Genomic DNA, 23,514 nt, shown 5'->3' with positions numbered 1-23,514 from the left:
GATTTTCAGTTAAAACTTATCAAATAATTGTTTTGAACTACTACTTAAAAATTTAAATTTGCAAACTTGATTCAAGAAACCATGCATCGTTTTTTCATCCATTTATATTATTTTATTTCTAAAAACCGACTTATTTCTATTGCTGCAGCATTGGGAATCTTACTGGTTTGTGGTTTTTTTGCTTCGAAAATTAATTTTGAGGAAGACATCAACCAGATTATTCCGAAAAACGAAAAATCTGATCTTACGGCAAAAGTTCTCACGCAACTCAATTTTTCAGACAAGATTATCGTCATTGTTGAAAAAAAATCAAAAGACGACAATTTTCAGCTTTCAGAAACTGCCGATACTTTTTTAAATAAAATTGAACCTTTAAAAAAATACATCGGTTCCGTTCAAGGAAAAGTAAATGACAATGAAATTTCGGAGACTTTCGATTTTGTCAACCAGAATCTTCCTTTGTTTTTAAATGAAAAAGATTACGCGGAAATCGAAAGAAAGCTCAACAAAGACAGCATTGCCAAACAGGTTGAGAATAATTATGTTTCGCTGGTCTCTCCTACAAGCTTAGTAACTAAAGATTTCATCAAAAAAGATCCTTTAGGAATTACTTTTTTAGGAATCAAAAAACTGAATGCGCTCAATATCAGTAAAGATTTTAAGCTCGAAGACAATTATATCGTCACCAAAGATGGAAAAAATCTTTTGCTTTTCATCGATCCTAAAAATAAAAGCAACGACACCAAAAACAACGAAGTTTTCGTCAATCAATTAAACGAAATCAAAGACGAAGTCAACAAAACTTTTAGCGGAAAAACTGAGATCAGTTATTTCGGTTCGCCTGTAATTGCCGTTGCCAATGCCCAACAAATCAAGAAAGACATTCAGAATACAGTTATTATTTCAATGACGGTTCTTTTGATTTTACTAATTTATTATTTCAGAAATTTCTTTACACCGTTAATTGTATTTCTACCAACCGTTTTTGCCGTTTTCATTTCACTGATGATTTTATATTTTATTAAAGATAAAATCTCGGCAATTTCGCTCAGCGTCGGTGCGATTCTCATCGGAATCACTATTGATTATGCTCTTCACATTCTCACGCATTACAAGCACAACAATAATATTGAAGAGCTTTATAAAGAAATTACACAACCTATTATTCTGAGTAGTGCAACTACAGCGGTTTCATTTTTATGTCTGGTTTTCGTTCGTTCTGAAGCCTTAAAAGATCTCGGTCTTTTTGCTTCGATTACGGTTTTCCTTTCTTCTTTTGCAGCGTTGATTATCGTTCCGCAACTGTATCATCCTAAAGCAGATAAAGAGAAAACCAACACCAATTTCATCGATAAAATAGGAAGTTATCCTTACGAAAAGAACAAGCCTTTGATTATCGGATGTTCTCTGATTATCATTGCCTGTCTTTTCGGTTTCAGACACGTTGGTTTTAATGAAGATATTGGCGACTTAAATTATATTCCAAAAGATTTAAAAATAAGTGAAGCCAAGCTTGAAAAACTGTCCGACATCACTTCAAAATCGATTTACACTATTTCTTATGGAGATTCTGAAAGTGAAGCTTTAACAAGAAACTCTAAATTGAGTCAGTTTTTGGAAAAAGAAAAACAGGAAGGAAAAATTTTAAGCTACAATTCTATTGGAAATGTTGTTCTCTCAGAAAAAGACCAACAGAAAAAAGTAGAACAATGGAATCAGTTTTGGAATCAAAATAAAAAAGACCAGACGATTTCTGAATTAGTTGAAAACGGAAATAAATTTGGTTTCAATGCTTCCGCATTTGATCAGTTTAATGAAAACTTAAATAAACCTTATTCTACTTTAAGTTTAAAAGATTATGAAAAAGTAAAAGCACTCCAAATCTCAGAATTTTTGAGCAATGAAAAAGGATTTTATACTGTTTCGAATGTTGTAAAAGTGGATGAGAAAAACAGAGACGCATTCATTAAAGATGTCGAAAAAAGCCACGAAGCTTTAGCAATCGACCGTCAACAGATGAATGAAAACTTTTTAGGTTTACTGAAACGAGATTTTAATACACTGATTAACTATTCTCTTTTGGCGATTGTTTTAACGATTATTGTTTTCTTCAGAAATTTTGAATTGTCTCTTTTAACAATGTTTCCTATTGTTTTAACAGGAGTCGTTACCGCAGGAATTCTCTATTTTTTAGGATTGGAATTAAATATTTTCAGCACCGTTGTTTGTACTTTGGTTTTTGGTGTGGGTGATGATTTTAGTATTTTCTTGACGAAAGCAATGCAGAAAGAGCATACGAACGGGAAAAATGAGCTTCCGACTTACAGAACATCTATTATTTTGGCGGTTTTCACAACCATTTTATCAATTGGTTCGTTGATTTTTGCAAAACATCCGGCTTTACATTCTTTAGCTTTAGTTGCTTTAATCGGTATGTTTTCGGTGATTGTGATTACCTCCACTTTATATCCGTTTTGGTTTAGATTTTTGATTACTAACAGACAAAAGAAAGGATTGTCACCAATTACTTTAAGGTTATTTTTACGTTCAGTCTTCTCATTTATATATTATGGTTTGGGTGGACTTATCTTTTCTTTCTTCGGACATTTTTTTGTGAGAAAAGCCAAAGGAAAAACGTTAGACAATATCAAAAAAGCCATTGCTTTATTTTTAAAATCGGTTTTGCATGTTACCCCATTTGTAAAGAAAACTGTAATAAGAAATCCGAACGAAGATTTCAGCAAACCAGCAGTAATTATTGCCAATCACACCTCATTTCTCGATACTTTGGCGATTGCAATGACAACACACAAGATTGTTTATCTTGTCAACGATTGGGTATGGAATTCTCCAGTTTTTGGTAAGCTGGTAAGAGCTTTGGGCTTTTTCCCGGTTTCTCAGGGCATCGAAAATGGAAAAGAAAAATTAAAAGAAAAAATCGACCAAGGCTATTCATTAGTTGTTTTCCCTGAAGCAGAAAGATCTTACACCAACGATGTGAAACGCTTTCACAAAGGGGCTTTTTATCTGGCTGAAGAATTCGGTTTGGATATTTTACCACTTTACATTCACGGAAATTCTGAAGTACAGCCAAAAGGCGACTTCATTATCTACGACGGAAGTATTACCGTAAAAGTAGGAGACAGAATTCTAAAAGATGATTTAAATTTTGGAAAAGATTATTCCGAAAGAACGAAAAAAATCAATGCTTATTTCAGAGATGAGTTTGCCAAACTGAGAAATGAAATTGAAGACGAAAATTATTTTAAAAAGAAACTGCTTTTAAGCTTCTTATATAAAGAAAACGAAGTCGTAAAACCTGTAAAAGAAGATTTTAATAAAAACAAATCGGTTTATTTTGAACTGAACAAACATATTCCGAATGATGCAACGATTTTTCATATTGCAGATGATTTTGGACAAAAAGATATTTTGCTGACTTTGCAACAAGCCGGAAGAAGAGTTTTCAGTTTAATTAATGATGAAGAAAAAAGACTGGTTGCAAAAAACAATTATCTGGTACAGAGACGAAAAATTTTCTACATTGATAATCAGAACCAAATCAATAAAAAAGTTGATGTGCTTTTAATTTCTGACGAGAATTTTAATCTTAATGATATCAAAGATTTACCCGAGACTATTATTTTATTGAATAGTAAGAATCAAACTTTTGAAAATCCTAATTATAAAGAGGTTGTTATTTCAGAATCAATAAAAATATTTAGGCACGAATAATAAAATTGAAAATCTTATTTTTGTAATCCATAAAAAATATTAATGCAAAAAAATATACTTGTTCTTTACTATACTCAGACCGGTCAGCTTGAGGATATTGTAAAAAATATTGCACAGCCTTTTGAAGATAAAAAAGACGAATATAAAGTGACGTATTACAACATTCAGCTCAAAAAAGATTTTCCTTTTCCCTGGCCGAGTGATGTTTTCTTTAATACATTTCCCGAATCTTATTTACAGATTCCCAGCGAAATTTTTCCACCACCGGAAGAAGTGCTCAATACAAAATTTGATTTGATTCTTTTCGGATATCAGGTTTGGTATCTTACACCGTCTATTCCGATCATTTCATTTCTGAAAAGCGGTTTTGCAGCTGGTATTTTAAAGAATACACCAGTTGTTACTATTTCTGCAACCAGAAATATGTGGATGCTTTCTCAGGAAAAACTGAAAGTATATTTAAAGAATTTTGACGCTAAACTGGTAGGAAATATTGCATTAGTAGACAGAAGAGACAATTACACAAGTGTTTTGACGATTCTTCGCTGGATGACAACCGGACAAAAAGAAAAATCAGGAATTCTTCCTGCAGCCGGAGTTTCTGATGAAGAGATCAACGGAGCCGGAAAATACGGTAAGATTATTGAAAATCATTTTGAAAATAACAATCTCGCCAATCTGCAGCCTGAGCTGGTAAAAAACGGAGCCGTAGAAATAAGACCTTTTTTGGTAAGAGTTGAAAAAGTAGGGAATAAAATCTTTACAATTTGGTCTAATCTGATTATCAACAAAAAAGAAAAACGACCATTGCTGATAAAATTCTTTAAGGTATATTTGATGGCAGCAATTTGGATCATCTCACCAATTGTGTTGATTTTTCATATCTTGCTTGCTCCAATTTTATGGACGAAAAGACAAAAACAAAAAGAATATTTACAAGGAATTAATTTAAAATAGAAATGTACGACGTATTTATAACAAAAGCTTCAACATACTTGCCGAATGAGCCGGTTTCTAATGATGAAATGGAAACGTATCTTGGCTATATAAATGACAAACCGTCAAAAGCAAAAGCACTGATTCTAAGAAATAATAAAATTAAAACCAGATATTACGCTTTAGATAAAAACGGAAAATCTACACACACCAATGCGCAGATTACCGCAAAAGCAATTGAAGGTCTTTTTGATGAAAATTTCAAAAAAGAAGACATGGAATTGCTTTCGTGCGGAACAACATCTGCAGACCAGATTCAACCTTCTCATGCGTCAATGGTTCATGGTGAACTGAACATCGGAAAATCTGTTGAAATTAATACCTCAACTGGACTTTGTAATTCAGGAATGAACGCTTTAAATTATGGTTTCTTAAATATTAAAGCCGGAATTAAAGACAATGCAGTCTGTGTAGGGTCTGAAAGAATGTCTGCGTGGATGACTGCCGATAAATTTAATCACGAAGCTGAAAACTTAAAACTTTTGGAAGAAAGACCTATCGTTGCTTTCAAAAGAGAATTTTTGAGATGGATGCTTTCTGACGGAGCCGGAGCATTTCTTTTAGAAAATAAACCAAGAGAAAACGAAACTTCTCTAAAAATAGAATGGATTGATTTCTATTCTTATGCTCATGAGATTGACGCGTGTATGTATTCTGGTTGTGAAAAACAGGAAGACGGAAGCTTAAAATCTTGGGCAGAATATCCTGCTGAAGAATGGCTGAACCAATCGATTTTTGCTTTAAAACAAGATACTAAACTTTTAGATCAATACATTTTGGTAAAAGGTGCAGAAAGTTTGAGAACTTCCTTCACCAAACACGATCTTGATCCTGATTCTATCGACCATGTTTTGGCACATATTTCTTCCGGTTACTTTAAAGAAGGCTTAAAAGAGGAATTTGCTAAAGTAGGTCTTGATTTCCCTTGGGAAAAATGGTTCTATAACCTTTCGGAAGTTGGAAACATCGGAGCGGGCTCAATCTTTATTGCTGTTGAGCAATTGCTTAATTCCGGTAAACTTAAAAAAGGAGAAAGAATCATGCTTTGTGTTCCTGAAAGTGGAAGATTTGCTTATTCTTGTGCATTATTAACAGTTTGCTAATGAGTATTTCTATGCCGACAACTGATCAAAATTTCGTGGAAAGTTTAATTCCGCAGAAGTTTCCTTTTGTAATGGTCAATGGTATTTCAGAATATTCTGAAGAGCATTTGGTTTCAGATTTTACCATTAAAGAAGAAAATATTTTTGTAAACGAAGGAATTTTTCAGGCTTCAGGTTTGATTGAACATCAGGCGCAAAGTGTAGCGCTTCATACCGGATACAAATTTTATCTTTTAGGAAAAGAAGCTCCCACTGGTTACATTGGTGCCATCAAAACTTTTGAGGCGAAAACTTTACCTAAAACCGGAGATCAACTAACTTCTGAAGTAAAAATCATCAATGAAATGATGGGTGTTACTTTGGTTGAAATTATTACAAAAATCAAAGGTGAAATTATTGCGAAGTCTGAAATGAAAACGGTGGTAAAATAATTTAAACAGTATTCGTCAGTTCGAGTAAAATTCTGCAAGAATTTATATCGAGAACTTTAATCAAAAACTTCTCGATACTATTTTTATCAAAATCTACTCGAAGTGACGTTATTAACATAGGTTTTAAAAAAACAATGGAATTAAGAGAAGAAAACCTCATCAATATTCATCATTTTTTGCCTCATCGCAATCCGATGTTGATGGCAGATTATATTCTGGAGCTTACTCCGGAAAAAGTGGTGACTTCTTTTGAGATTACTCCAGACAATATTTTTGTACACAACAATCAGTTTGTAGAAGCGGGATTAATTGAACATTCTGCGCAAACCTCATCATCAATTCTTGGGCAAAGCTTTTTTGAAAATCCGGAATCGAATACTAAGGTAATCGGATTTATTACCAACATCAAAAAAATTGAAGTTTTCGGGCTACCTCAAGTTGGGGATCAGATTATTTCTAAAGCTTCCTTGATTTCGCAATACGAAAACATCTGCAATATTTTCTGTGAAACCTTTCTGGATGACCTATTGCTGATTCGTACGCAAATCAGTTTGTTTATTCAGGAAATAGAATCATAAAAATTTCAATACAAAATACAGAAGCCGACTTTGAAGTTGGCTTTTTTTATTGGCTAAATTCTCGATATATTTGAGAAAATAAAATTATGAGCGTAAAAGTAAGATTCTATTCATACGACATTGAATTTGAGTTTGAAAACTCTGTAGAATTCCCGGTAGCACCACAAGTTGGCGATGAGGTAAATCTGATTTCTTTTTTTAAATATCAAACTTCAGAAAGAATTGAATATTACGAAAACATGGAAGATTTAGGTTTATACAATAATGCCTTGGTTATTGAGCGAACCTGGTGCAACGATCTTGAAAAGAAGGAGATTTATCTTTTGATACAGCTGAAATATAAAAGGAAGTAATACGTATTAAAGGGATAGAAAACAAGCAGAAAAATAAATAAAAACAAATTACACAAATGAAATATCTTTTATTCTTTCTTATGATTTCAGTATTTGGTTTTTCACAAAAATTTAGTTTTATATATGAGACTAGATATAAATCGAATACTCAAAAACCAGATGATATCAATACCATCAATATGATTTTAGATTTTGAAGGTAATACATCCATTTTTAGGGAAGTGGAAGACAAAAAAGCTGATTCCGCAAAATTGAATAATGGTAACGGAATGATGAAAATGGGAGTTGAAAACCAATTCTATGTTAAAAAAGACGTATCGAAAAATACAGTAGAAAAAATCATCACTTATTTAGGAACCGATTATCTCTTACCAATTGATGAAAAATTAAATTGGAAAATTGCTGTCGAACAAAAAACAATAGGAAAATACAAAGTTCAAAAAGCCGAAACGAATTACGGCGGAAGAAATTGGGTTGCTTGGTTTACAACAGAATTGCCTTTTAGTAACGGCCCTTATATTTTTGGCGGTTTGCCCGGTTTGATTATTTCGATTCAAGACACTGACAATCATTATTCTTTCAATTTGACAGAAGTAAAAAAAGGTGGAAACCTATTTGATATACGAACAAAAACGGTGAAAATTGACTGGAAAAAATACGAAACTTTAGCAAAATCATATTACAACGATCCCTTCGATTTACTTTCTAAAATTGGAAGAAAAGTTACCATGACCGATGCTAATGGAAACAAAGTAGACATTACAGAACGTATCAAAGTAATGCAAAATTATATTCAAGAAGAAGATAATCCATTAGAATTAAATCACAAAATAAATTATAAATAAAGGTTTTCAAACAAAAAAATGAGGCATTTCTGCCTCACTTAAAACAATTTATATTAATGAAAATTAATATCCAAAGATTTCTTCTAAAGTCACTTCTTTAAACTGTCCCATTTTGTTGATCGATTCCATATTCAGGTTTTCTCTTTTCCCGATAATGGCCGTATTATACATCAATGGTTTAATTTCTGTGTTATAGAAACCAGTCAATTGAGGCAATGTCAACGACTGAATTTCAGAATAAACATCCTTTCTGATATCATAATCAACTCCTAACTTTTTAAGAGCCATTTGATTGTAGAAAATATTTGTTCTGTTGATTCTGTTAGATGCAATCTGCTTTAAAGCCGATCCTTTAGAATTCTCAAACTGAGCAGGAATTTGTGGGAAATCTGCCATCAATTCATTCATTGCATTTACCGCTAAAGGTAATTTATTAGACTGAGTTCCGATGTAATTGGTTACATAATTCGGATGGTCTTTTTCATTTGCTGTAGCATAAGAAACGTAAGCAGAATATGCCAAAGATTTACTCTCTCTGATCTCCTGGAATACGATCGAAGATAAACCTCTACCAAAATATTCGTTGAAAACATTGGCTTTACCGAAGTTGGCAAGATTTACATCGCTTCCTTTTGCAATTTTAGACATTTCCATTTGTACCATGTCGTAATTAGCAAAATATACTTTTCCTCCAGTTGCAGGCTCTGCATATACTTTCGCTTTTGCAGGCTGTAAAGTTGCGTTTGCAATAAATGGTTTTACCGCTTTCTCAAGATCTTTCTGGCTTTCTCCGTACAAGAAAACTTCGTAAGGATAATTATTTAAAGTCTTGATCTTCGACATCAATTCAGTTACATTGATATTCTGAAGCCTTTCTTTAGAAATAATATCAGTCATTCTGGAGTCTTTCCCGTATTTAGCATAATTGGAAAGTGCTGCCATAATTCTGTTCTTGTCTTTCTTAGCAACATCTCTGGATTCAAGAATGGTTTTTACCGTTTGGTTGTAAATTGTCTGATCTGCTTTTACGTTTTTCAACCAGTGATTCAACAATTCTACCCCTTTTTTCATATTTCCTTCAAGACCGCTTAATGTAATAAACGTTTGATCATTAGTCGTTCTGAAGCTGTTTGAAATTCCTAATTTGTAGAATTCTTCTTTCAGTTGCTCAGGAGTATATTTATCAGTTCCTAAATACTGTAAAACACTTACACCTAAAGAAAGCTCTTTATCGTTATCTGTTCCGAAAGGGAAAATATAACTTACCTGAGCAACTTTATTGTATTTGTTGTTAACGAAACTTACTTTTTTATCTTTGATCTCAGTCGTCGCAATAGCAGTTTTGTAATCAACAAACTGAGGTTTTATTTCTGCAACTTTTGTACTTAAAATATCTTTAAGGAAAGGCGATTGCGCATCTCTGTTCAGTTTAATTGGTGTGATTCCTGGGTTTTCTACACGAACCAATTTATCATTTACTCCTTTCTCTTTGTAAATCACAACATAATTATCTTTAAAGAAATCATTGGCAAATTTTACAATATCAGATTTTGTAATTTTCTCAAACTGATTAATTTCGTCAAGTTCCTGTTCCCAGGTTCTTTCACCAATATAAGCTCCGTAAAGCGTTGTTGCCAAACCATCCGCAGTTTCCCAACCTTTCATACGCTGAACTCTCATATCGTTTACGATAGCTTTCAGCATCCAATCTGGGAACTCTCCTTTTTTAATTAAATCTATCTGAGCAAAAAGTAATTTTTTCGCAGCATCAAAACTCTGCCCATCTTTCGGAGTTACATACATATTAAAAGACCCGTATGTTTTTAAAGGATTTGCATAAGCTCCCGCTCCTAAAGTGGCTTGTTTCTGATTAATGTTAAGGTCAATTAATCCAGCATCACCATTGTTGCTCAAGATCTCTCCTACCATTGTTGCCAATCTTGCCTCTTTAGTTCCGTTAGAATCTGTTCTCCAGGCAATTGTCATTCTTGGTGTAGATGGGCTTTTTACAGTTCTGCTTACAATAGAAGTCATTGGTTCTTCTGAAACCATTTTCTTCATTGGCAATTCTTTGTATTTGAATGCTCCGAAATATTGATCAACTAATTTTATAGTTTTGTCGAAATCAAGATCTCCAACCAAAACTACTGCCATGTTATTAGGAACATAGTAGGTATCAAAATATTTGTGGATCGCCTCCATTGAAGGACTTTTCAAATGCTCTGAAGTACCAATTGTTGTTTGCTGACCGTTTGGATGTTTTGGGAAAAGTGCATCCATTAATGCATAATTTACCAAACGTCCGTCATTATCCTGCGCTCTGTTGAATTCTTCGTAAACCGCTTCCAATTCTGTATGGAAAAGTCTTAAAACCAATTCAGAAAAACGCTCTTTTTCAACTTTAAGCCATTTTTCAAGCTCGTTTGCAGGAATATTATTTTTGTAAACAGTTTCGTCTAACCAGGTATGAGCATTAGTTCCTGTTGCCCCCAAAGAGGAAATTGCTTTGTCGTATTCGTTGGCAATTGTATATTTTGAAGCTTCCTGAGAAACCTCGTCTATTTTTTTATAAAGTGCTTTTTTCTTTTCAGGATCTTTTTCCGCTTTGTGCTGTTCGTAAAGATCAGAAATTTGCTTTAAAATAGCTTTTTCTTTTGCCCAATCCTGAGTTCCCAAATGTGAAGTCCCTTTGAAAACCATATGCTCTAAGTAATGAGCAAGACCGGTATTGTCGCTAGGATCATTATTAGAACCTGTTCTTACCGGAATATAAGTCTGAATTCTCGGTGCGTCGTCATTTTTAGCAAGATATACTTTTAAACCATTTTTCAAAGTATAGACTCTTACTCCTGACTGGTCATTCTTCACAGTTTCGAAGCTGTAGCCTTGAGCATCCGTTTGTTTCTGCGTTTCAAATTTTTGTGCAGCAGCTTGCAACATCACAAAAAGAGAAAGAGAAATAAAAATTTTCTTCATATGAAATTAATTATTTTAATTACATTAGTCTTTATAATATTTGTTTCGTTACAATTCTTTCACACAATAAAACAACCTCACCCACGTTTGATATATAATTTAAAAATCTATACTATGAAAAGAAAAATTTTAAACATTTTTACGATCTCTGCAATTATTACAACAATCGGCTTTCTTATGGATGGTGATGTAAAAGAACCAAGCATGACAATGCGTTTTACAGAATTTTTTGCAATGATGACGATGTTGTTTCTAGCAATATCAGCAGTCTATCTTCCCGCACATTCTCTGACAAAGAAATTACAGAGAGTACGTCAATAAACTTTAATTCCCTTTTTATTGTTAGAGCGCCGAGAAAATCTTGGTGCTTTTTCATTTTAAAATATTTCAAAAAAATAGCACAATCTTATGTCCTGCTTTTTTATTATTTTAGCCAATTAGATTTTAAAGATAATTAACATCAATATTTTCGGGTGAAAAAGCAAGATCTTCCTCAGGACGAAAGTAATTTACAATCAGCAAATATGACCGAAGTGTTGTATGTGACTGATGAAAATGACAATTACACCACAGCAAACAGCATTGGTTGGGATGCCAAAAAAGCAGCTCTCGAAGAATCGATGGAGCTTATTAATGAGCGCATCGAAGAGGCAAAACAAAATGTGGCAAACAATTTGGTAAGTCCTATCGTCTATTTTATGGAATTAAATAAAATGGATGTACAGGTTTTGGCAGCTTACGTTAATATGTGGCAATGGACTGTGAAAAGACACGCAAAACCCAAAATTTTCAAAAAACTCAGCGATTCTACCCTCAAAAAATATGCAGATGCATTTGAGATTTCGGTAGAAGAATTAAAAAATTTCAACGGCAAATAAAAAAATGAAGATCAATTTTGAACATCACCAAACTGCACATTGCGAAAACGGTGTTGCCTCCAATCTACTTCTCAACAGAGGTCTGAAACTCAGCGAACCTATGATTTTCGGAATCGGTTCGGGTCTGTTTTTCGTATATCTTCCTTTTTTGAAAGTTAATTTTGCTCCGGGTTTTAGTTACCGTCCGATGCCGGGTGCTATTTTCAGCAAAGCAGCAAAAAGACTGGGAATTACAATTAAAAGACAAAAATTCTCAAATCCTCAGGAAGCACAAACTGCTTTAGAGAAAAATTTAGAACAAAACATACCTACAGGTTTACAGGTCGGCGTTTTTAACCTTACTTATTTCCCTGAAGAATATAAATTCCATTTCAACGCTCATAATCTTGTAGTTTACGGAAAAGAAAATGGAAAATTCCTCATCAGTGATCCTGTAATGGATTTCGCAACAACATTGTCTGAAGCAGAACTGGAAAAAGTACGTTATGCAAAAGGAGCACTTGCCCCAAAAGGTCATATGTATTTTCCAACTCACATTCCGGAAAATGTAAATCTGGAAGAAGCTATTAAAAAAGGAATTAAAGATACCTGCAAAAATATGTTGGCTCCAGTTCCATTAATCGGAGTAAAAGCAATGCGCTGGGTTGCAAAAAGCATCCCGAAATGGGCAGAGAAAAAAGGCACAAAAGTGACCAATCATTATCTTGGACAATTAATCAGAATGCAGGAAGAAATAGGAACCGGCGGTGGCGGATTCAGATTTATTTACGGTGCATTTTTGCAGGAAGCTTCTGTAATTCTTAAAAATGACGAACTGAAAGAATTGTCTAAAGAAATTACCGCAATCGGTGACCTTTGGAGAGATTTTGCGGTAGATATTGCCAGAGTTTACAAAAACAGAAATTCGAAAAGTAATATTTATAATGAGCTTTCAAAATCAATGCTTCATATAGCCGATTTGGAGGAAGCTTTTTATAAAAAACTGAGAAAAGCGATTTAGTTTGGAACATATCATCGAAATAAAAAACCTTTATAAGAAATACAAAAATTCGGAAGAATTTTCGGTAAATGATATTTCTTTAAATATAACTAAAAACGAGATTTACGGAATTCTCGGTCCCAACGGAGCGGGAAAAACCACCTTGATTTCTATGCTTTCAGGTTTAATCAAACCTACTTCAGGAAGTTTTACCATCAACGGATTATCACCTAAAAAAGACAGTTCGAAAATCAAACAAATCATTGGCGTTGTTCCACAGGAATATGCACTTTACCCTACTTTAACAGCGAAAGAAAACCTTTTGTTTTTTGGAAGTTTGTATGGTTTAAAACATAAAAATCTTCACAAAGAAATCGATGAAGCTTTAAAATTAATGGGCTTAACAAAATTTGCCAATAAAAAAGTCGACCAGTTTTCGGGAGGAATGAAACGCCGTTGCAATCTGATTGCAGGAACACTTCACAACCCGAAAGTTTTGTTTCTGGACGAACCAACTGTTGGCGTTGATGTTCAATCGAAAAAAGCCATAATCGATTATCTTTTAGATTTAAATAAAAAAGGAACGTGCATTATTTACACTTCGCATCACCTTTCTGAAGCGGAAGAATTCTGTACAAAAATTGCTATTATCGACCACGGAAAGATCCACGCAACCGGAACTCCTGAAGAATTGGTAGAAAGAGTTGCCAATGCTGAAAACTTAGAAGATGTTTTCATTTCATTAACCGGAAAAGAATTGAGAGATGTTGTATAAATTGTGGAGAAGTTTCATCAAGGAAATTCAGTTATTGAAAAGAGATTCAGGTGGAATTGTCATTATATTTTTAATGCCTTTGCTTCTGATTATTACGATTACTTTAATTCAGGATTCGACATTTAAAAACCTAGAAGGTTCAAAAATTCCGATTATTTTTATTGATAACGATAAATCTGAAATTTCTAAAAACATAAAGCTGGAATTACAACGCAGTAAAACTTTTGATCTACTGACAAATTATGATGAAAAATCCGCTCAAAACGCAGTTTTTTCAGGCGATTATCAAATGGCAATTGTCATTCCGGAAAATTTGACGAAAGATTTAAATTCAAATATTGATTCCAAAGTTCAGACCATTGTCAGTTCATTTGGCCTGGAAACCGATTCAACTGCGACAAAAGCGGTGGCTTCAAAAACCAAAGATATCCATCTCTATTTCGACCCTGCGACCAACGCAGGTTTCAAAAATTCAGTAATGAATGCCATTAATAAAATGGTTTTTGAAATCGAGAATAAAAAAATATACAAAGCCTTTCAAGACCAATTGGGAACAACTGAAGACCTTGAAAATAAAAGCTTAATTACCTTCAAAGAAATCACTCCAAACAAAGGAAAGGAAGAATTAATGCCAAATTCTGTTCAGCACAACGTTCCGGCTTGGGCATTGTTTGCGATTTTCTTTATCGTCGTTCCGCTTTCCATTAATTTAGTTAAAGAAAAAAGTCAGGGAACGAGCGTGAGAGTTCGTGTGAGCCCAACTCCTTATTACATCCATATTTTAGGAAAAACATTTACGTATCTCATCATTTGCATCATTCAGTTTTTATTGATGGTTGCAGTTGGGGTTTGGCTTTTCCCTTATATGGACTTACCACAATTTGATGTAACCGGAAAAATGTTTCACCTTATCATTGTAACTCTTTTTGCAGGATTGGCAGCGATTGGGTTTGGAGTTTTATTAGGAACAGTTGCCGATACTCAGGAACAATCTGCACCTTTTGGAGCGACTTCTGTAGTTGTTTTGGCAGCGGTTGGCGGAATTTGGGTTCCGGTTTTCCTGATGCCAGAATTTATGCAAAAAATCGCTGCATTTTCTCCGATGAATTGGGGACTGAATGCCTATTACGATATTATTTTAAGAAACAGTGGACTTGGCGAAATTGCTAAGGAATTGATTTTCTTATTTTTATTTTATATTGCAATGGTTACCATCTCATTACTATACGAAAGAAAACAAAATGCAGTCTAAAGATTTAACTTGTACCGAGGAAGTTCGCGTACGATTCAACGAAACAGATCCGCTTGGAATTGTTTGGCACGGTCATTACATCGTTTATTTTGAAGATGGAAGAGAAGCTTTCGGAAGACAGCATGGCTTAACGTATCTAGATATTCAAAAAGCAGGATTTGTAACACCAATTGTGAAAAGCACGTGCGAACATTTTCTTCCTTTAAAATATGGCGAAACATTTAACATCGTTACGACTTTCATTAATTCTATTTCAGCGAAACTGATTTACAAATACGAGATTTTTAACCAAGAAAATAAATTAGTTTGTTCAGGAGAAACCATTCAGGTTTTTTTAGATTCTGATAATAATTTATGTTTGTACAATCCTGAGTTTTTTCAAACCTGGAAAGATAAAATGGGATTATAAATGGTTGTTGGTTGATAGATATTGGTTGATGGTTTTTCAGAAACAAATTAAAGTTATTAAATTATGATTATTCCATAAATGGGGAAAGAAATTTACATTACAGATTATAACTGTATCACACCTCTTGGTTTTGATGTAGAATCAAACTGGAAAGCGCTTTTGGAAGGAAAATCAGGAGTAGCTTTGCATCAAGTTAGCGATAATCTTGAAGCTTTTTTTGTTTCTAAAATTGATGAGGAAAAATTGGAGGAAGAATTTAACAATAACTTCGACAATCAAGATTTCACAAGACTTGAAAAAATGTTTTTGTTGAGCTTAAAACCATTAATTGAAAGACATCAGATTTCAGATGAAACCGCTTTTATTCTTTCAACAACAAAAGGAAATATCAGTTTATTAAAAAATAAAAAAGACTTACCTGAAAGCGTTTACCTTTCCAATTTAGCTCAAAAATTAGCTGATTTTTTTGAATTTAAAACTAAACCAATTGTTGTTTCCAACGCTTGTGTTTCCGGTGTAATGGCGATTTCTGTTGCAAAGAATATGATTCAGGCAGGAAAATACAAAGATGCTTTTGTAGTTGCAGGAGACGAGATTTCTGAGTTTGTGATTTCAGGATTCAATTCTTTTCAGGCAATTGGAAGCGAACCTTGCAAACCCTACGATAAAAACCGCAACGGAATTAATTTGGGCGAAGCAACCGCTGCAATGTACATTACTAGTCATTGCGAGGAACAAAGTGACGAAGCAATCTCAAACGAAAAATTTAGATTTATAATTTTAGGAGATTCAGCAATCAATGATGCTAATCACATTTCTGGACCATCAAGAACTGGCGACGGATTGTTTGCAAGCATTCAAAATGCAATGAAAGAAGCAAAAGTTTCAGCAGAACAAATCGATTTTATTTCCGCTCACGGAACAGCAACCATTTACAATGACGAAATGGAATCCATTGCTTTCAACCGAATGGAATTACAAAATGTTCCTTTGAACAGTATGAAAGGATATTACGGGCATTGTTTAGGAGCTTCAGGTTTATTGGAAAGCATTATTTCTATGGAATCTGCTTTATATAATACTTTAATTCCATCTAAAAATTTTGAAGAAATGGGAGTTTCTCAAGATTTAAATATTATTAAAGAAAACCAACCGGCAGAAATCAAATATATTCTGAAAACAGCTTCGGGTTTTGGTGGTTGTAATGCGGCAATTGTTTTGGAAAAGGCATAAAATAATTTTGTAATTTTGATAGAATTAAAGTTTTAGGAAATGGAATCTACTTTAGAAATCAGAAAAAGAATTCACGAATTCATTGATATTGCAGATGAAAGAATCTTACGTATTATCAATGGAATTATTGATGCTGAAGAACAGGAAGATAATTATCCTACGATTCCTGATTGGCATTACGACAAATTAAATGAAAGAAGAGAAAAATACATAACAGGAGAAAGTAAATCTTATACTTGGGAGGACGTTAAAGAAAAAGCAAAATCTGCTTTGAAATGATTTATGAATTAATCATACAAGAAGAAGCCAGTCTTGAAATTTTGGAAGCATACATTTATTATGAGAATGCACAAAAAGGTTTGGGAGAAAAATTTATGAAACAGTTAAATAATTATTTTTCGCAGAATCCTCAGCAATCCAAAACATTTTCAGCTTAAAAGAAATTATAGAGAAGTTTTTATTAAAAAGTTTCCCTATCTCTTAGTTTTTGATATTATTGATAACAAAATCATTGTACTATCTGTTTTCAACACCCATCAAAATCCAAAGAAAAAGCCTTAAACTTTTTGAAACCTATTAATGAAGAAAACAGACATTTGCACCATAAAAAATTCAAAAATTATTCTCAACAACAAAATTATTTTTGAATCTCAAACAGAAAATTTTTCAGATTTTGCGAAAGAAGCTTATAAAAATTTAGAACTGAGTTATCCTAAATTTCATAAAATGGATAATCTAAGCAAACTCGCTTTTATCGCTTCTGAAATGATTTTGAAAAATGAGGACCACAGCAAAACGGCGTTAGTTTTCGCCAATAAATCATCCAGTCTCGACACCGATTTTAAATATCAGGAAAGCATTAATTCTCAGGACAATTATTTCCCGAGTCCTGCCGTTTTTGTGTACACTTTACCGAACATTTGTGTTGGCGAAATCAGCATTAAACATAAAATGCAGACCGAAAATGCTTTTTTTGTTTTGGATGAATTTGATGAAGATTTTTTAAACACTTATGCAGAACAAATCCTGCAATCAGGAAAAGCTGAAAAAGTCTTGTGTGGCTGGGTAGAACTTTATCAGGAAAGTTATAAAGCTTTTGTATATTTGCTTACTTTGTAATATAACAATATAATAATGTAACAGTTTACCAATAATTAATTACCTCAAACATCATTGGTACATTGTTAAACTGATACATTAGTACATTATAAATGAAATTTATTTTTATGGAAGATTTAAAATTAGAATTAAAAACAAAAATTATAGAAGTTCTTAATCTTGAGGACGTTGCAGTAGAAGAAATCAAAGATACAGACCCGTTATTCGGTGGCGGTCTTGGATTAGATTCTATCGACGCTTTGGAATTGATTGTACTTCTTGACAAAGACTACGGAATTAAATTATCTGATCCTAAAAAAGGAAAAGAAATCTTCCAATCTATCGAGGTGATGGCAAAATTCATCGAAGAAAACAGAACAAAATAATTCAATCTAACAATGTATCAATTTAACAGTTTACCAATATTGTTACACTGTTAAATTGATATATTGCTACACTATTTAAAAGATGGGTCAAAAAATTGCCATTACAGGGATGGGCATTATTTCCTCCATTGGTAACAATGTTGAGGAAAATTTTATTTCGCTGACGACTGGTAAACACGGGATTTCAGACATCGAAATGTTTGAAACACGTCATGCAGGAAGTATTAAAACGGGTGAGATAAAATTGTCTAATGAAGAATTGATACAGAAACTTCAGCTCTCTGAAGATAACAATGTAACAAGAACTGCTTTGTTAGGAATGGTTGCCGCAAAAGAAGCCGTAGAAAGTGCCGGAATTTCGGATATTAATGAATATAAAACCGGACTCATTTCCTCAACCAGTGTTGGCGGAATGGATATCACCGAAAAATACTTCTACACTTACGAAGATTTCCCTGAAAAGCAAAAATACATTGATTCTCACGATGCCGGAAATTCATCGTTGGCTATTGCAGATTTATTAGGTCTGAAAGGGATGGTTTCTACAATTAGTACGGCTTGTTCATCTGCAGCAAATGCAATTATGATGGGTGCAAAACTCATCAAAAATGGTGTTCTTGACCGTGTAATTGTCGGCGGAACAGATTCTCTTTCAAAGTTTACTCTGAATGGATTTAATACGCTGATGATTTTGACAGATTCTTACAACACACCTTTCGATAACGACAGAAAAGGTCTGAATCTCGGTGAAGCCGCCGCTTTTATTGTTTTGGAATCTGACGAAATCGTGAAAAAAGAAAACAAAAAAGTTTTAGCCTATCTTTCCGGTTATGGAAATGCTAATGATGCGCATCACCAAACCGCTTCTTCGGAAAACGGACAAGGTGCTTATTTAGCAATGGAAAAAGCTTTGAAAGTTTCAGGTTTAGATAAAGAAAACATCGATTACATAAACGTTCACGGAACAGCAACTCCGAATAATGATTTGTCTGAAGGCATTGCAATGATTCGAATTTTTGGTGAAAATAAAGTCCCGGAATTCAGTTCTACGAAAGTATTTACAGGTCATACTTTGGCTGCAGCTGCAGGAATTGAAGCGGTTTATTCGATTTTGGCAATGCAGAATAATGTGATTTTCCCAAATCTTAATTTTAAAACTAAGATGGAAGAATTTGATTTGACTCCGGTAACGGAACTCAAAGAGAAAAATATCAATCACGTTCTTTCCAATTCATTTGGATTTGGAGGAAATTGTTCAACCTTAATTTTTTCAAAATCGTGAGTGCAGTTTACATCAACAGTGCAGCCTGCATCTCGGTTCAGGACACTTTAAACGAAAATATTTTTGACAATTTACAACCTGAAAACTCAGTTCAGATTTTAAAAGCCATTGAGCCGAATTACAAAGAATTCATTCCGCCTGCAGCAAGCAGAAGAATGTCTAAAACAGTAAAAATGAGCACCGTTGCTTCTCAATATGCATTGAAAGAAGCCGAAATAGAAAAACCCGATGCCATTATTGTCGGAACAGGAATGGGCTGTTCGCAGGATTCTGAAAAGTTTTTAAAAAATGTCCTTGAAAATAATGAAGAGTTTTTAACTCCCACTTATTTTATTCAGTCGACTCACAATACGGTTGCTGGTCAAATCGCTTTAGGTTTGCAATGTCACACTTACAATTTCACTTATGTGAACACTTCTTCGTCTCTGGAATTTTCGTTTTTGGATGCAAAATTGCAGATTAATGACGGTGAAGCAGAGAATGTTTTGGTGGGTTCTACAGACGAGCAAACCGACAGAACAATGGGATTGTATAAGCTCAACAGTACCATTAAAAAAGAAGAAAATTTTCCCGTTGATTATATAAATTCAAAAACCGAGGGTGTTATTTGGGGTGAAGGTGCAAGTTTTTTTGTCTTAGGAAAAGATAAAACAGAAAATTCTTACGCTCAGCTAAAAGATATTCAATTAAGTAATCAATTAGATTTAGAAGAAACCCCAAAATTTATTGAAGATTTTTTGTCTAAAAACAATCTGAAAAATGATGAAATTGATGCTGTCATTTTAGGATTCAGCGGAGATGCAAAGTCTGATGTTTATTATACAAAAGCAATGGATTTATTTTCAAATTCGTCTTTATTATATTACAAACATTTGAGCGGAGAATTCAATACAGCGAGTGGTTTTTCAATATTTATGGCTTGTCATATTTTGAAAAATCAGGAAATTCCGGAGGTGATAATGATTAATGATGTGAAGAAAAGAGAGGTTAAAAACATTCTACTTTATAATCATTTGGGTGGAAATGACCATAGTTTGGTTTTGGTGGAGAAAGCTTGATTTCACTCAGCAAAATAAAACGCTCCGTTTGTCATTCTGACGAAGGAAGAATCTCAACTTTATCATTTAGATTCTTCATTTCGCTTCGCTACATTCTGAATGACAAAACAGACGGCAACAAGGAGAACCAATAATTAAAAATAGAAGATGAAACACTATCCATTTATCCTATTTTATCTTTTCTGCAACGTATTTATTTATGCGTTTCAAGGAAGTTTTTGGGTATATCTTTTTTGGTTTTTAGTATTTTCAGCAGTTGTAGTTTGGGGTTCTTTTGATATTCAGTTAGGTTATTTTGTCAATAGTTTTACGCACAAACGAACCAAAATAAAAGAAGTTGCTTTGACTTTTGATGATGGACCTACAGAATTTACACCGAAGTTTTTAGATATATTAAAAGAAAATAACACAAAAGCTACTTTTTTCTGTATCGGAAAACAGATTGAAAAATATCCCGAAACTTTTCAGAGAATTATTGCAGAAGGTCATACCATTGGAAATCATACGTTTTCGCATTCTAATAATACCGGGTTTTTATCAACTCAAAAAATGATTGAGGAAATTGAGAAATGTGATAAAATGATATTGAAAGTTGGAAATATTAAAACTAAATTATACCGACCGCCTTTCGGAGTTACCAATCCGAATATTGCAAAAGCAATCAGGAAAACTCAGAAAAAAAGCATTGGCTGGAATGTACGTTCTTTAGATACAATCACAGAAAATGAAAAGAAAATCTACAAAAGAATCACGAAAAATCTAAAAAAAGGAAGCATTATTCTTCTTCACGATACTTCGAAAAAAACGTATAATGTTTTGGTAGATTTATTGCTATTTTTGAAGGACAAAAAGTACTCGACTTTTACGGTTGATTAATAATTTTTTAATCGCAAAAGTCACAAAAGTTTTTGAACACATTAGTTACCTGAAGTTATAGATTCGCTGTATTAGAAGAACACATAAGTTTTAAAAATCTTTGATTTTCATCTTTTGCGAACTTTTTTAAACTAAAAGTATAATAATCTTTGTGCCTTTTGCGGTTAAACTTAAACAATAAAATAATGATAAAAAATATTGCTTTCGGAGCATTTTTATTAGTTTCAAGCTTGTTTTTTGCACAAAACACAGCAATGTCCGGAGCGGAAGCAAAAGCATTCGTAACCAAAGTTTCATCGGAAACCAAAGAAATAAAAACCTTACAAGCCGATTTTGTTCAAACCAAAAAAATGGATTTTTTAGATAAAAGCATTATCACATCCGGTAAAATGTCTTTAAAATCACCAAATACGCTGAGCTGGAAATATACAAAACCTTATCAGTACAGCATTATTTTTAAGGAAAATAAAATCTTCATCAATGATCAGGGAAAAAAATCTTCTGTGGATGCAAAAAGCAAAACTTTTGAAAAAATCAATAAACTGATTGTGGGAAGTTCGAACGGAAAAATGTTCAGTGACCCTGAATTTGCAGTTGCTTACTTTAAAAACGGAACTTCGAACATCGCAAAGTTCACTCCGAAATCTGCTCAATTATTGAAATATATTAAACAAATTGAGCTTCATTTTCCTAAAAATGAAACGACGGTTTCACAGGTGAATATGACAGAAGCTTCAGGAGATACAACGAATATTGTTTTCAAAAACACAAAAATAAATGCGCCGATTCCTGCTTCAGAGTTTTCTTTATAGTCTGATTTTTTTGCTGTTTGTTTCCTGTAAAACGTATAAGCTTAGAGATGTAAAACCTGTTTCAAATTCTGAAAAAACAGCTGAAAATCTATACTTTTCTTCCAACGAAGATTATGTGTATAAATGTCAAATGGATATTTATAAAAATCACGTCAGTGGAATTTTAATTATCAAAAAAATCAAGGAAACAACACATCGAGTTGTCTTAACTTCAGATTTCGGAAATAAACTGATTGATTTTGAAGTTTCGGAAAATGATTTTAAACTGAATTACGTTCTTCCGGATTTAGATAAAAAAATCGTCATTAATTTTTTGAAGGATGATTTTCAGGAACTGTTAAGACAAAAATATCCCGTGAATGAAAGTTTTGAAAATGAAAATTCTAAAATTTATCTTTCAAAAATTGAGAAGAAAAACTATTATTTATTTTTCAACAAAGAAAATAATCTGCTCAAACAAATCATTTATACAAAGAACAATAAAGAAAAAATCGATTTTAGTTTTGATGCAAAAAAACATATCTTCGCAGATAGTTTGAATCTTCAACATAAAGATTTCAAAATCAATATAAAACTATTTCAAATCACTGAAACTGAATAAATAATGCAGACCATTCTTACAGATTTTTACACTTTAAAATCCTCCGAAAAGGCAGAAAACGGAAGTTTTGTTGCGAATATTTCTCTGAATAAAGATCACGATATTTTCAAAGGGCATTTCCCAGGAAATCCTGTAACTCCCGGAGTTTGTATGATGCAGATTGTGAAAGAACTGACTGAGGAATTTACAAGCAAAAAATTGTTTTTAAAATCAGCTTCCAATGTGAAGTTTATGGCCATTATCAATCCTTTTGAAACACCGGATTTAACGTTGCAACTTGATATTAACGAAGGCGAAGAAGAAATTAAAGTAAAAAACACCACTTCTTTTGGCGAGACTATTGCATTAAAAATGTCAGTAAACTATAAAAAATAGACCTTATGAAACTGATCTTCTCGTTTTTGACCGCTTTTATTCTGTTCTTTCAATCAGATCTTGATGCTTTAAGAAACAGCTATGAAAAGGCAAATTCGTCAACTGCAAATACACAAAGTTTCATTGATATTGCCGAAAAACAAACTGGTTCTGATGCTGTAACAAATGGTTACAAAGCAGCTGCAAAAATAATGGAAGCCAAAATTGTAGCAAAAAACAGAAAAGCACTTGTAAAATCCGGAGCGACAAGTCTTGAAAGCATTATTAAAAGCAATCCGAATAACGCAGAATTGAGAGTTATAAGAATGAGTGTTCAGGAAAATATCCCGAAAATTGTAGGTTATCGAGGAAGCTTAAAAGACGACAAAGCTTTTCTGTTAAATAATTACAGCAAACAAAATGCAGCGCTGAAAACCTACATCAAAAAGTTTGCAGCCCAGTCTAAGACAATGACAGACGCAGAAAAAGCAATGTTAAAATAAA

At 33.2% G+C, this 23,514-nt stretch carries 26 protein-coding genes; 25 read left to right on the top strand and 1 reads right to left on the bottom strand.

Annotated elements, in window-relative coordinates:
• Positions 1 to 66 precede the first annotated feature (66 nt).
• From FDY99_RS12140 to FDY99_RS12110, 7 genes are all read left to right on the top strand, one after another.
• Entirely contained in the window at positions 67 to 3,735 is a 3,669-nt protein-coding gene (locus FDY99_RS12140) for an MMPL family transporter (RefSeq protein WP_228448786.1), read from the top strand.
• 42 nt (positions 3,736 to 3,777) lie between these two features.
• The gene (locus FDY99_RS12135; RefSeq protein WP_139421794.1) at positions 3,778 to 4,692 is read left to right on the top strand and encodes a dialkylrecorsinol condensing enzyme DarA; all 915 of its coding nucleotides are present in this window, start codon (positions 3,778 to 3,780) and stop codon (positions 4,690 to 4,692) included.
• A 2-nt stretch (positions 4,693 to 4,694) separates the two neighbouring features.
• Entirely contained in the window at positions 4,695 to 5,834 is a 1,140-nt protein-coding gene (locus FDY99_RS12130) for a beta-ketoacyl-ACP synthase III (protein WP_139421792.1), read from the top strand.
• Entirely contained in the window at positions 5,834 to 6,265 is a 432-nt protein-coding gene (locus FDY99_RS12125) for a hypothetical protein (protein WP_139421790.1), read from the top strand. The genes FDY99_RS12130 and FDY99_RS12125 overlap by 1 nt, the downstream gene beginning before the upstream one ends.
• A gap of 134 nt (positions 6,266 to 6,399) precedes the next feature.
• On the top strand, positions 6,400 to 6,843 hold the full coding sequence (locus FDY99_RS12120; RefSeq protein WP_139421788.1) for an ABC transporter permease: 444 nt from the start codon (positions 6,400 to 6,402) through the stop codon (positions 6,841 to 6,843).
• 86 nt (positions 6,844 to 6,929) lie between these two features.
• Positions 6,930 to 7,196, top strand: a complete 267-nt coding sequence (locus tag FDY99_RS12115) for a hypothetical protein (protein WP_139421786.1) — start codon at positions 6,930 to 6,932, stop codon at positions 7,194 to 7,196.
• Between the two features lie 56 nt (positions 7,197 to 7,252).
• A complete protein-coding gene (locus FDY99_RS12110; RefSeq protein WP_139421784.1) occupies positions 7,253 to 8,041 on the top strand; it encodes a GLPGLI family protein in 789 nt (262 codons plus the stop codon).
• A 63-nt stretch (positions 8,042 to 8,104) separates the two neighbouring features.
• Here FDY99_RS12110 and FDY99_RS12105 read toward each other — a convergent pair whose 3' ends face one another.
• On the bottom strand, positions 8,105 to 11,017 hold the full coding sequence (locus FDY99_RS12105) for a M16 family metallopeptidase (protein WP_139421782.1): 2,913 nt from the start codon (positions 11,015 to 11,017) through the stop codon (positions 8,105 to 8,107).
• Between the two features lie 114 nt (positions 11,018 to 11,131).
• Here FDY99_RS12105 and FDY99_RS12100 point away from each other — a divergent pair, with 114 nt between their 5' ends.
• From FDY99_RS12100 to FDY99_RS12015, 18 genes are all read left to right on the top strand, one after another.
• Complete coding sequence (locus FDY99_RS12100; RefSeq protein ID WP_139421780.1) at positions 11,132 to 11,338, top strand: hypothetical protein; 207 nt, start codon at positions 11,132 to 11,134, stop codon at positions 11,336 to 11,338.
• A gap of 152 nt (positions 11,339 to 11,490) precedes the next feature.
• Positions 11,491 to 11,895, top strand: coding sequence for a hypothetical protein (locus FDY99_RS12095; RefSeq protein WP_139421778.1), 405 nt, complete (start codon positions 11,491 to 11,493; stop codon positions 11,893 to 11,895).
• A gap of 4 nt (positions 11,896 to 11,899) precedes the next feature.
• A complete protein-coding gene (locus FDY99_RS12090) occupies positions 11,900 to 12,895 on the top strand; it encodes a BtrH N-terminal domain-containing protein (protein WP_139421776.1) in 996 nt (331 codons plus the stop codon).
• A 1-nt stretch (position 12,896) separates the two neighbouring features.
• On the top strand, positions 12,897 to 13,649 hold the full coding sequence (locus FDY99_RS12085) for an ABC transporter ATP-binding protein (protein ID WP_139421775.1): 753 nt from the start codon (positions 12,897 to 12,899) through the stop codon (positions 13,647 to 13,649).
• Complete coding sequence (locus tag FDY99_RS12080) at positions 13,639 to 14,901, top strand: ABC transporter permease (RefSeq protein WP_139421773.1); 1,263 nt, start codon at positions 13,639 to 13,641, stop codon at positions 14,899 to 14,901. The genes FDY99_RS12085 and FDY99_RS12080 overlap by 11 nt, the downstream gene beginning before the upstream one ends.
• A complete protein-coding gene (locus FDY99_RS12075; RefSeq protein ID WP_139421770.1) occupies positions 14,891 to 15,310 on the top strand; it encodes an acyl-CoA thioesterase in 420 nt (139 codons plus the stop codon). Before FDY99_RS12080 ends, FDY99_RS12075 begins: the two co-directional genes overlap by 11 nt.
• A gap of 78 nt (positions 15,311 to 15,388) precedes the next feature.
• A complete protein-coding gene (locus FDY99_RS12070; RefSeq protein WP_139421768.1) occupies positions 15,389 to 16,543 on the top strand; it encodes a beta-ketoacyl synthase N-terminal-like domain-containing protein in 1,155 nt (384 codons plus the stop codon).
• A 39-nt stretch (positions 16,544 to 16,582) separates the two neighbouring features.
• On the top strand, positions 16,583 to 16,822 hold the full coding sequence (locus FDY99_RS12065) for an addiction module protein (RefSeq protein WP_139421766.1): 240 nt from the start codon (positions 16,583 to 16,585) through the stop codon (positions 16,820 to 16,822).
• Positions 16,819 to 16,980 carry a hypothetical protein gene (locus tag FDY99_RS23340; RefSeq protein WP_228448785.1) on the top strand — a complete coding sequence of 54 codons (162 nt, stop codon included), beginning with the start codon at positions 16,819 to 16,821 and terminating at the stop codon, positions 16,978 to 16,980. The genes FDY99_RS12065 and FDY99_RS23340 overlap by 4 nt, the downstream gene beginning before the upstream one ends.
• A 142-nt stretch (positions 16,981 to 17,122) precedes the next feature.
• Positions 17,123 to 17,662: a 3-oxoacyl-ACP synthase gene (locus FDY99_RS12055; protein WP_139421764.1), complete on the top strand. Its 540-nt coding sequence runs from the start codon at positions 17,123 to 17,125 to the stop codon at positions 17,660 to 17,662.
• A 107-nt stretch (positions 17,663 to 17,769) separates the two neighbouring features.
• Positions 17,770 to 18,027: a phosphopantetheine-binding protein gene (locus FDY99_RS12050; protein WP_074230319.1), complete on the top strand. Its 258-nt coding sequence runs from the start codon at positions 17,770 to 17,772 to the stop codon at positions 18,025 to 18,027.
• Between the two features lie 82 nt (positions 18,028 to 18,109).
• Complete coding sequence (locus FDY99_RS12045; RefSeq protein WP_139421762.1) at positions 18,110 to 19,309, top strand: beta-ketoacyl-[acyl-carrier-protein] synthase family protein; 1,200 nt, start codon at positions 18,110 to 18,112, stop codon at positions 19,307 to 19,309.
• A complete protein-coding gene (locus FDY99_RS12040; protein WP_139421760.1) occupies positions 19,306 to 20,367 on the top strand; it encodes a beta-ketoacyl synthase N-terminal-like domain-containing protein in 1,062 nt (353 codons plus the stop codon). The genes FDY99_RS12045 and FDY99_RS12040 overlap by 4 nt, the downstream gene beginning before the upstream one ends.
• 147 nt (positions 20,368 to 20,514) lie before the next feature.
• A complete protein-coding gene (locus FDY99_RS12035) occupies positions 20,515 to 21,243 on the top strand; it encodes a polysaccharide deacetylase family protein (RefSeq protein WP_139421758.1) in 729 nt (242 codons plus the stop codon).
• A gap of 185 nt (positions 21,244 to 21,428) precedes the next feature.
• Positions 21,429 to 22,055, top strand: coding sequence for a LolA family protein (locus FDY99_RS12030; protein WP_139421756.1), 627 nt, complete (start codon positions 21,429 to 21,431; stop codon positions 22,053 to 22,055).
• Positions 22,021 to 22,656 (top strand): hypothetical protein, encoded by a 636-nt coding sequence (locus tag FDY99_RS12025; RefSeq protein WP_139421754.1) that lies wholly within the window; start codon positions 22,021 to 22,023, stop codon positions 22,654 to 22,656. Before FDY99_RS12030 ends, FDY99_RS12025 begins: the two co-directional genes overlap by 35 nt.
• A gap of 3 nt (positions 22,657 to 22,659) precedes the next feature.
• The gene (locus tag FDY99_RS12020; protein ID WP_139421752.1) at positions 22,660 to 23,031 is read left to right on the top strand and encodes a 3-hydroxyacyl-ACP dehydratase; all 372 of its coding nucleotides are present in this window, start codon (positions 22,660 to 22,662) and stop codon (positions 23,029 to 23,031) included.
• Between the two features lie 5 nt (positions 23,032 to 23,036).
• Complete coding sequence (locus FDY99_RS12015) at positions 23,037 to 23,513, top strand: hypothetical protein (protein ID WP_139421750.1); 477 nt, start codon at positions 23,037 to 23,039, stop codon at positions 23,511 to 23,513.
• Position 23,514: the final 1 nt, after the last annotated feature.

The organism is Chryseobacterium mulctrae (genome assembly GCF_006175945.1).
In the GTDB taxonomy this organism is placed as follows: domain Bacteria; phylum Bacteroidota; class Bacteroidia; order Flavobacteriales; family Weeksellaceae; genus Chryseobacterium; species Chryseobacterium mulctrae.
The sequence above is the reverse complement of the archived record's forward strand: the minus strand, read 5'-3'. Positions and strand labels throughout refer to the sequence as shown.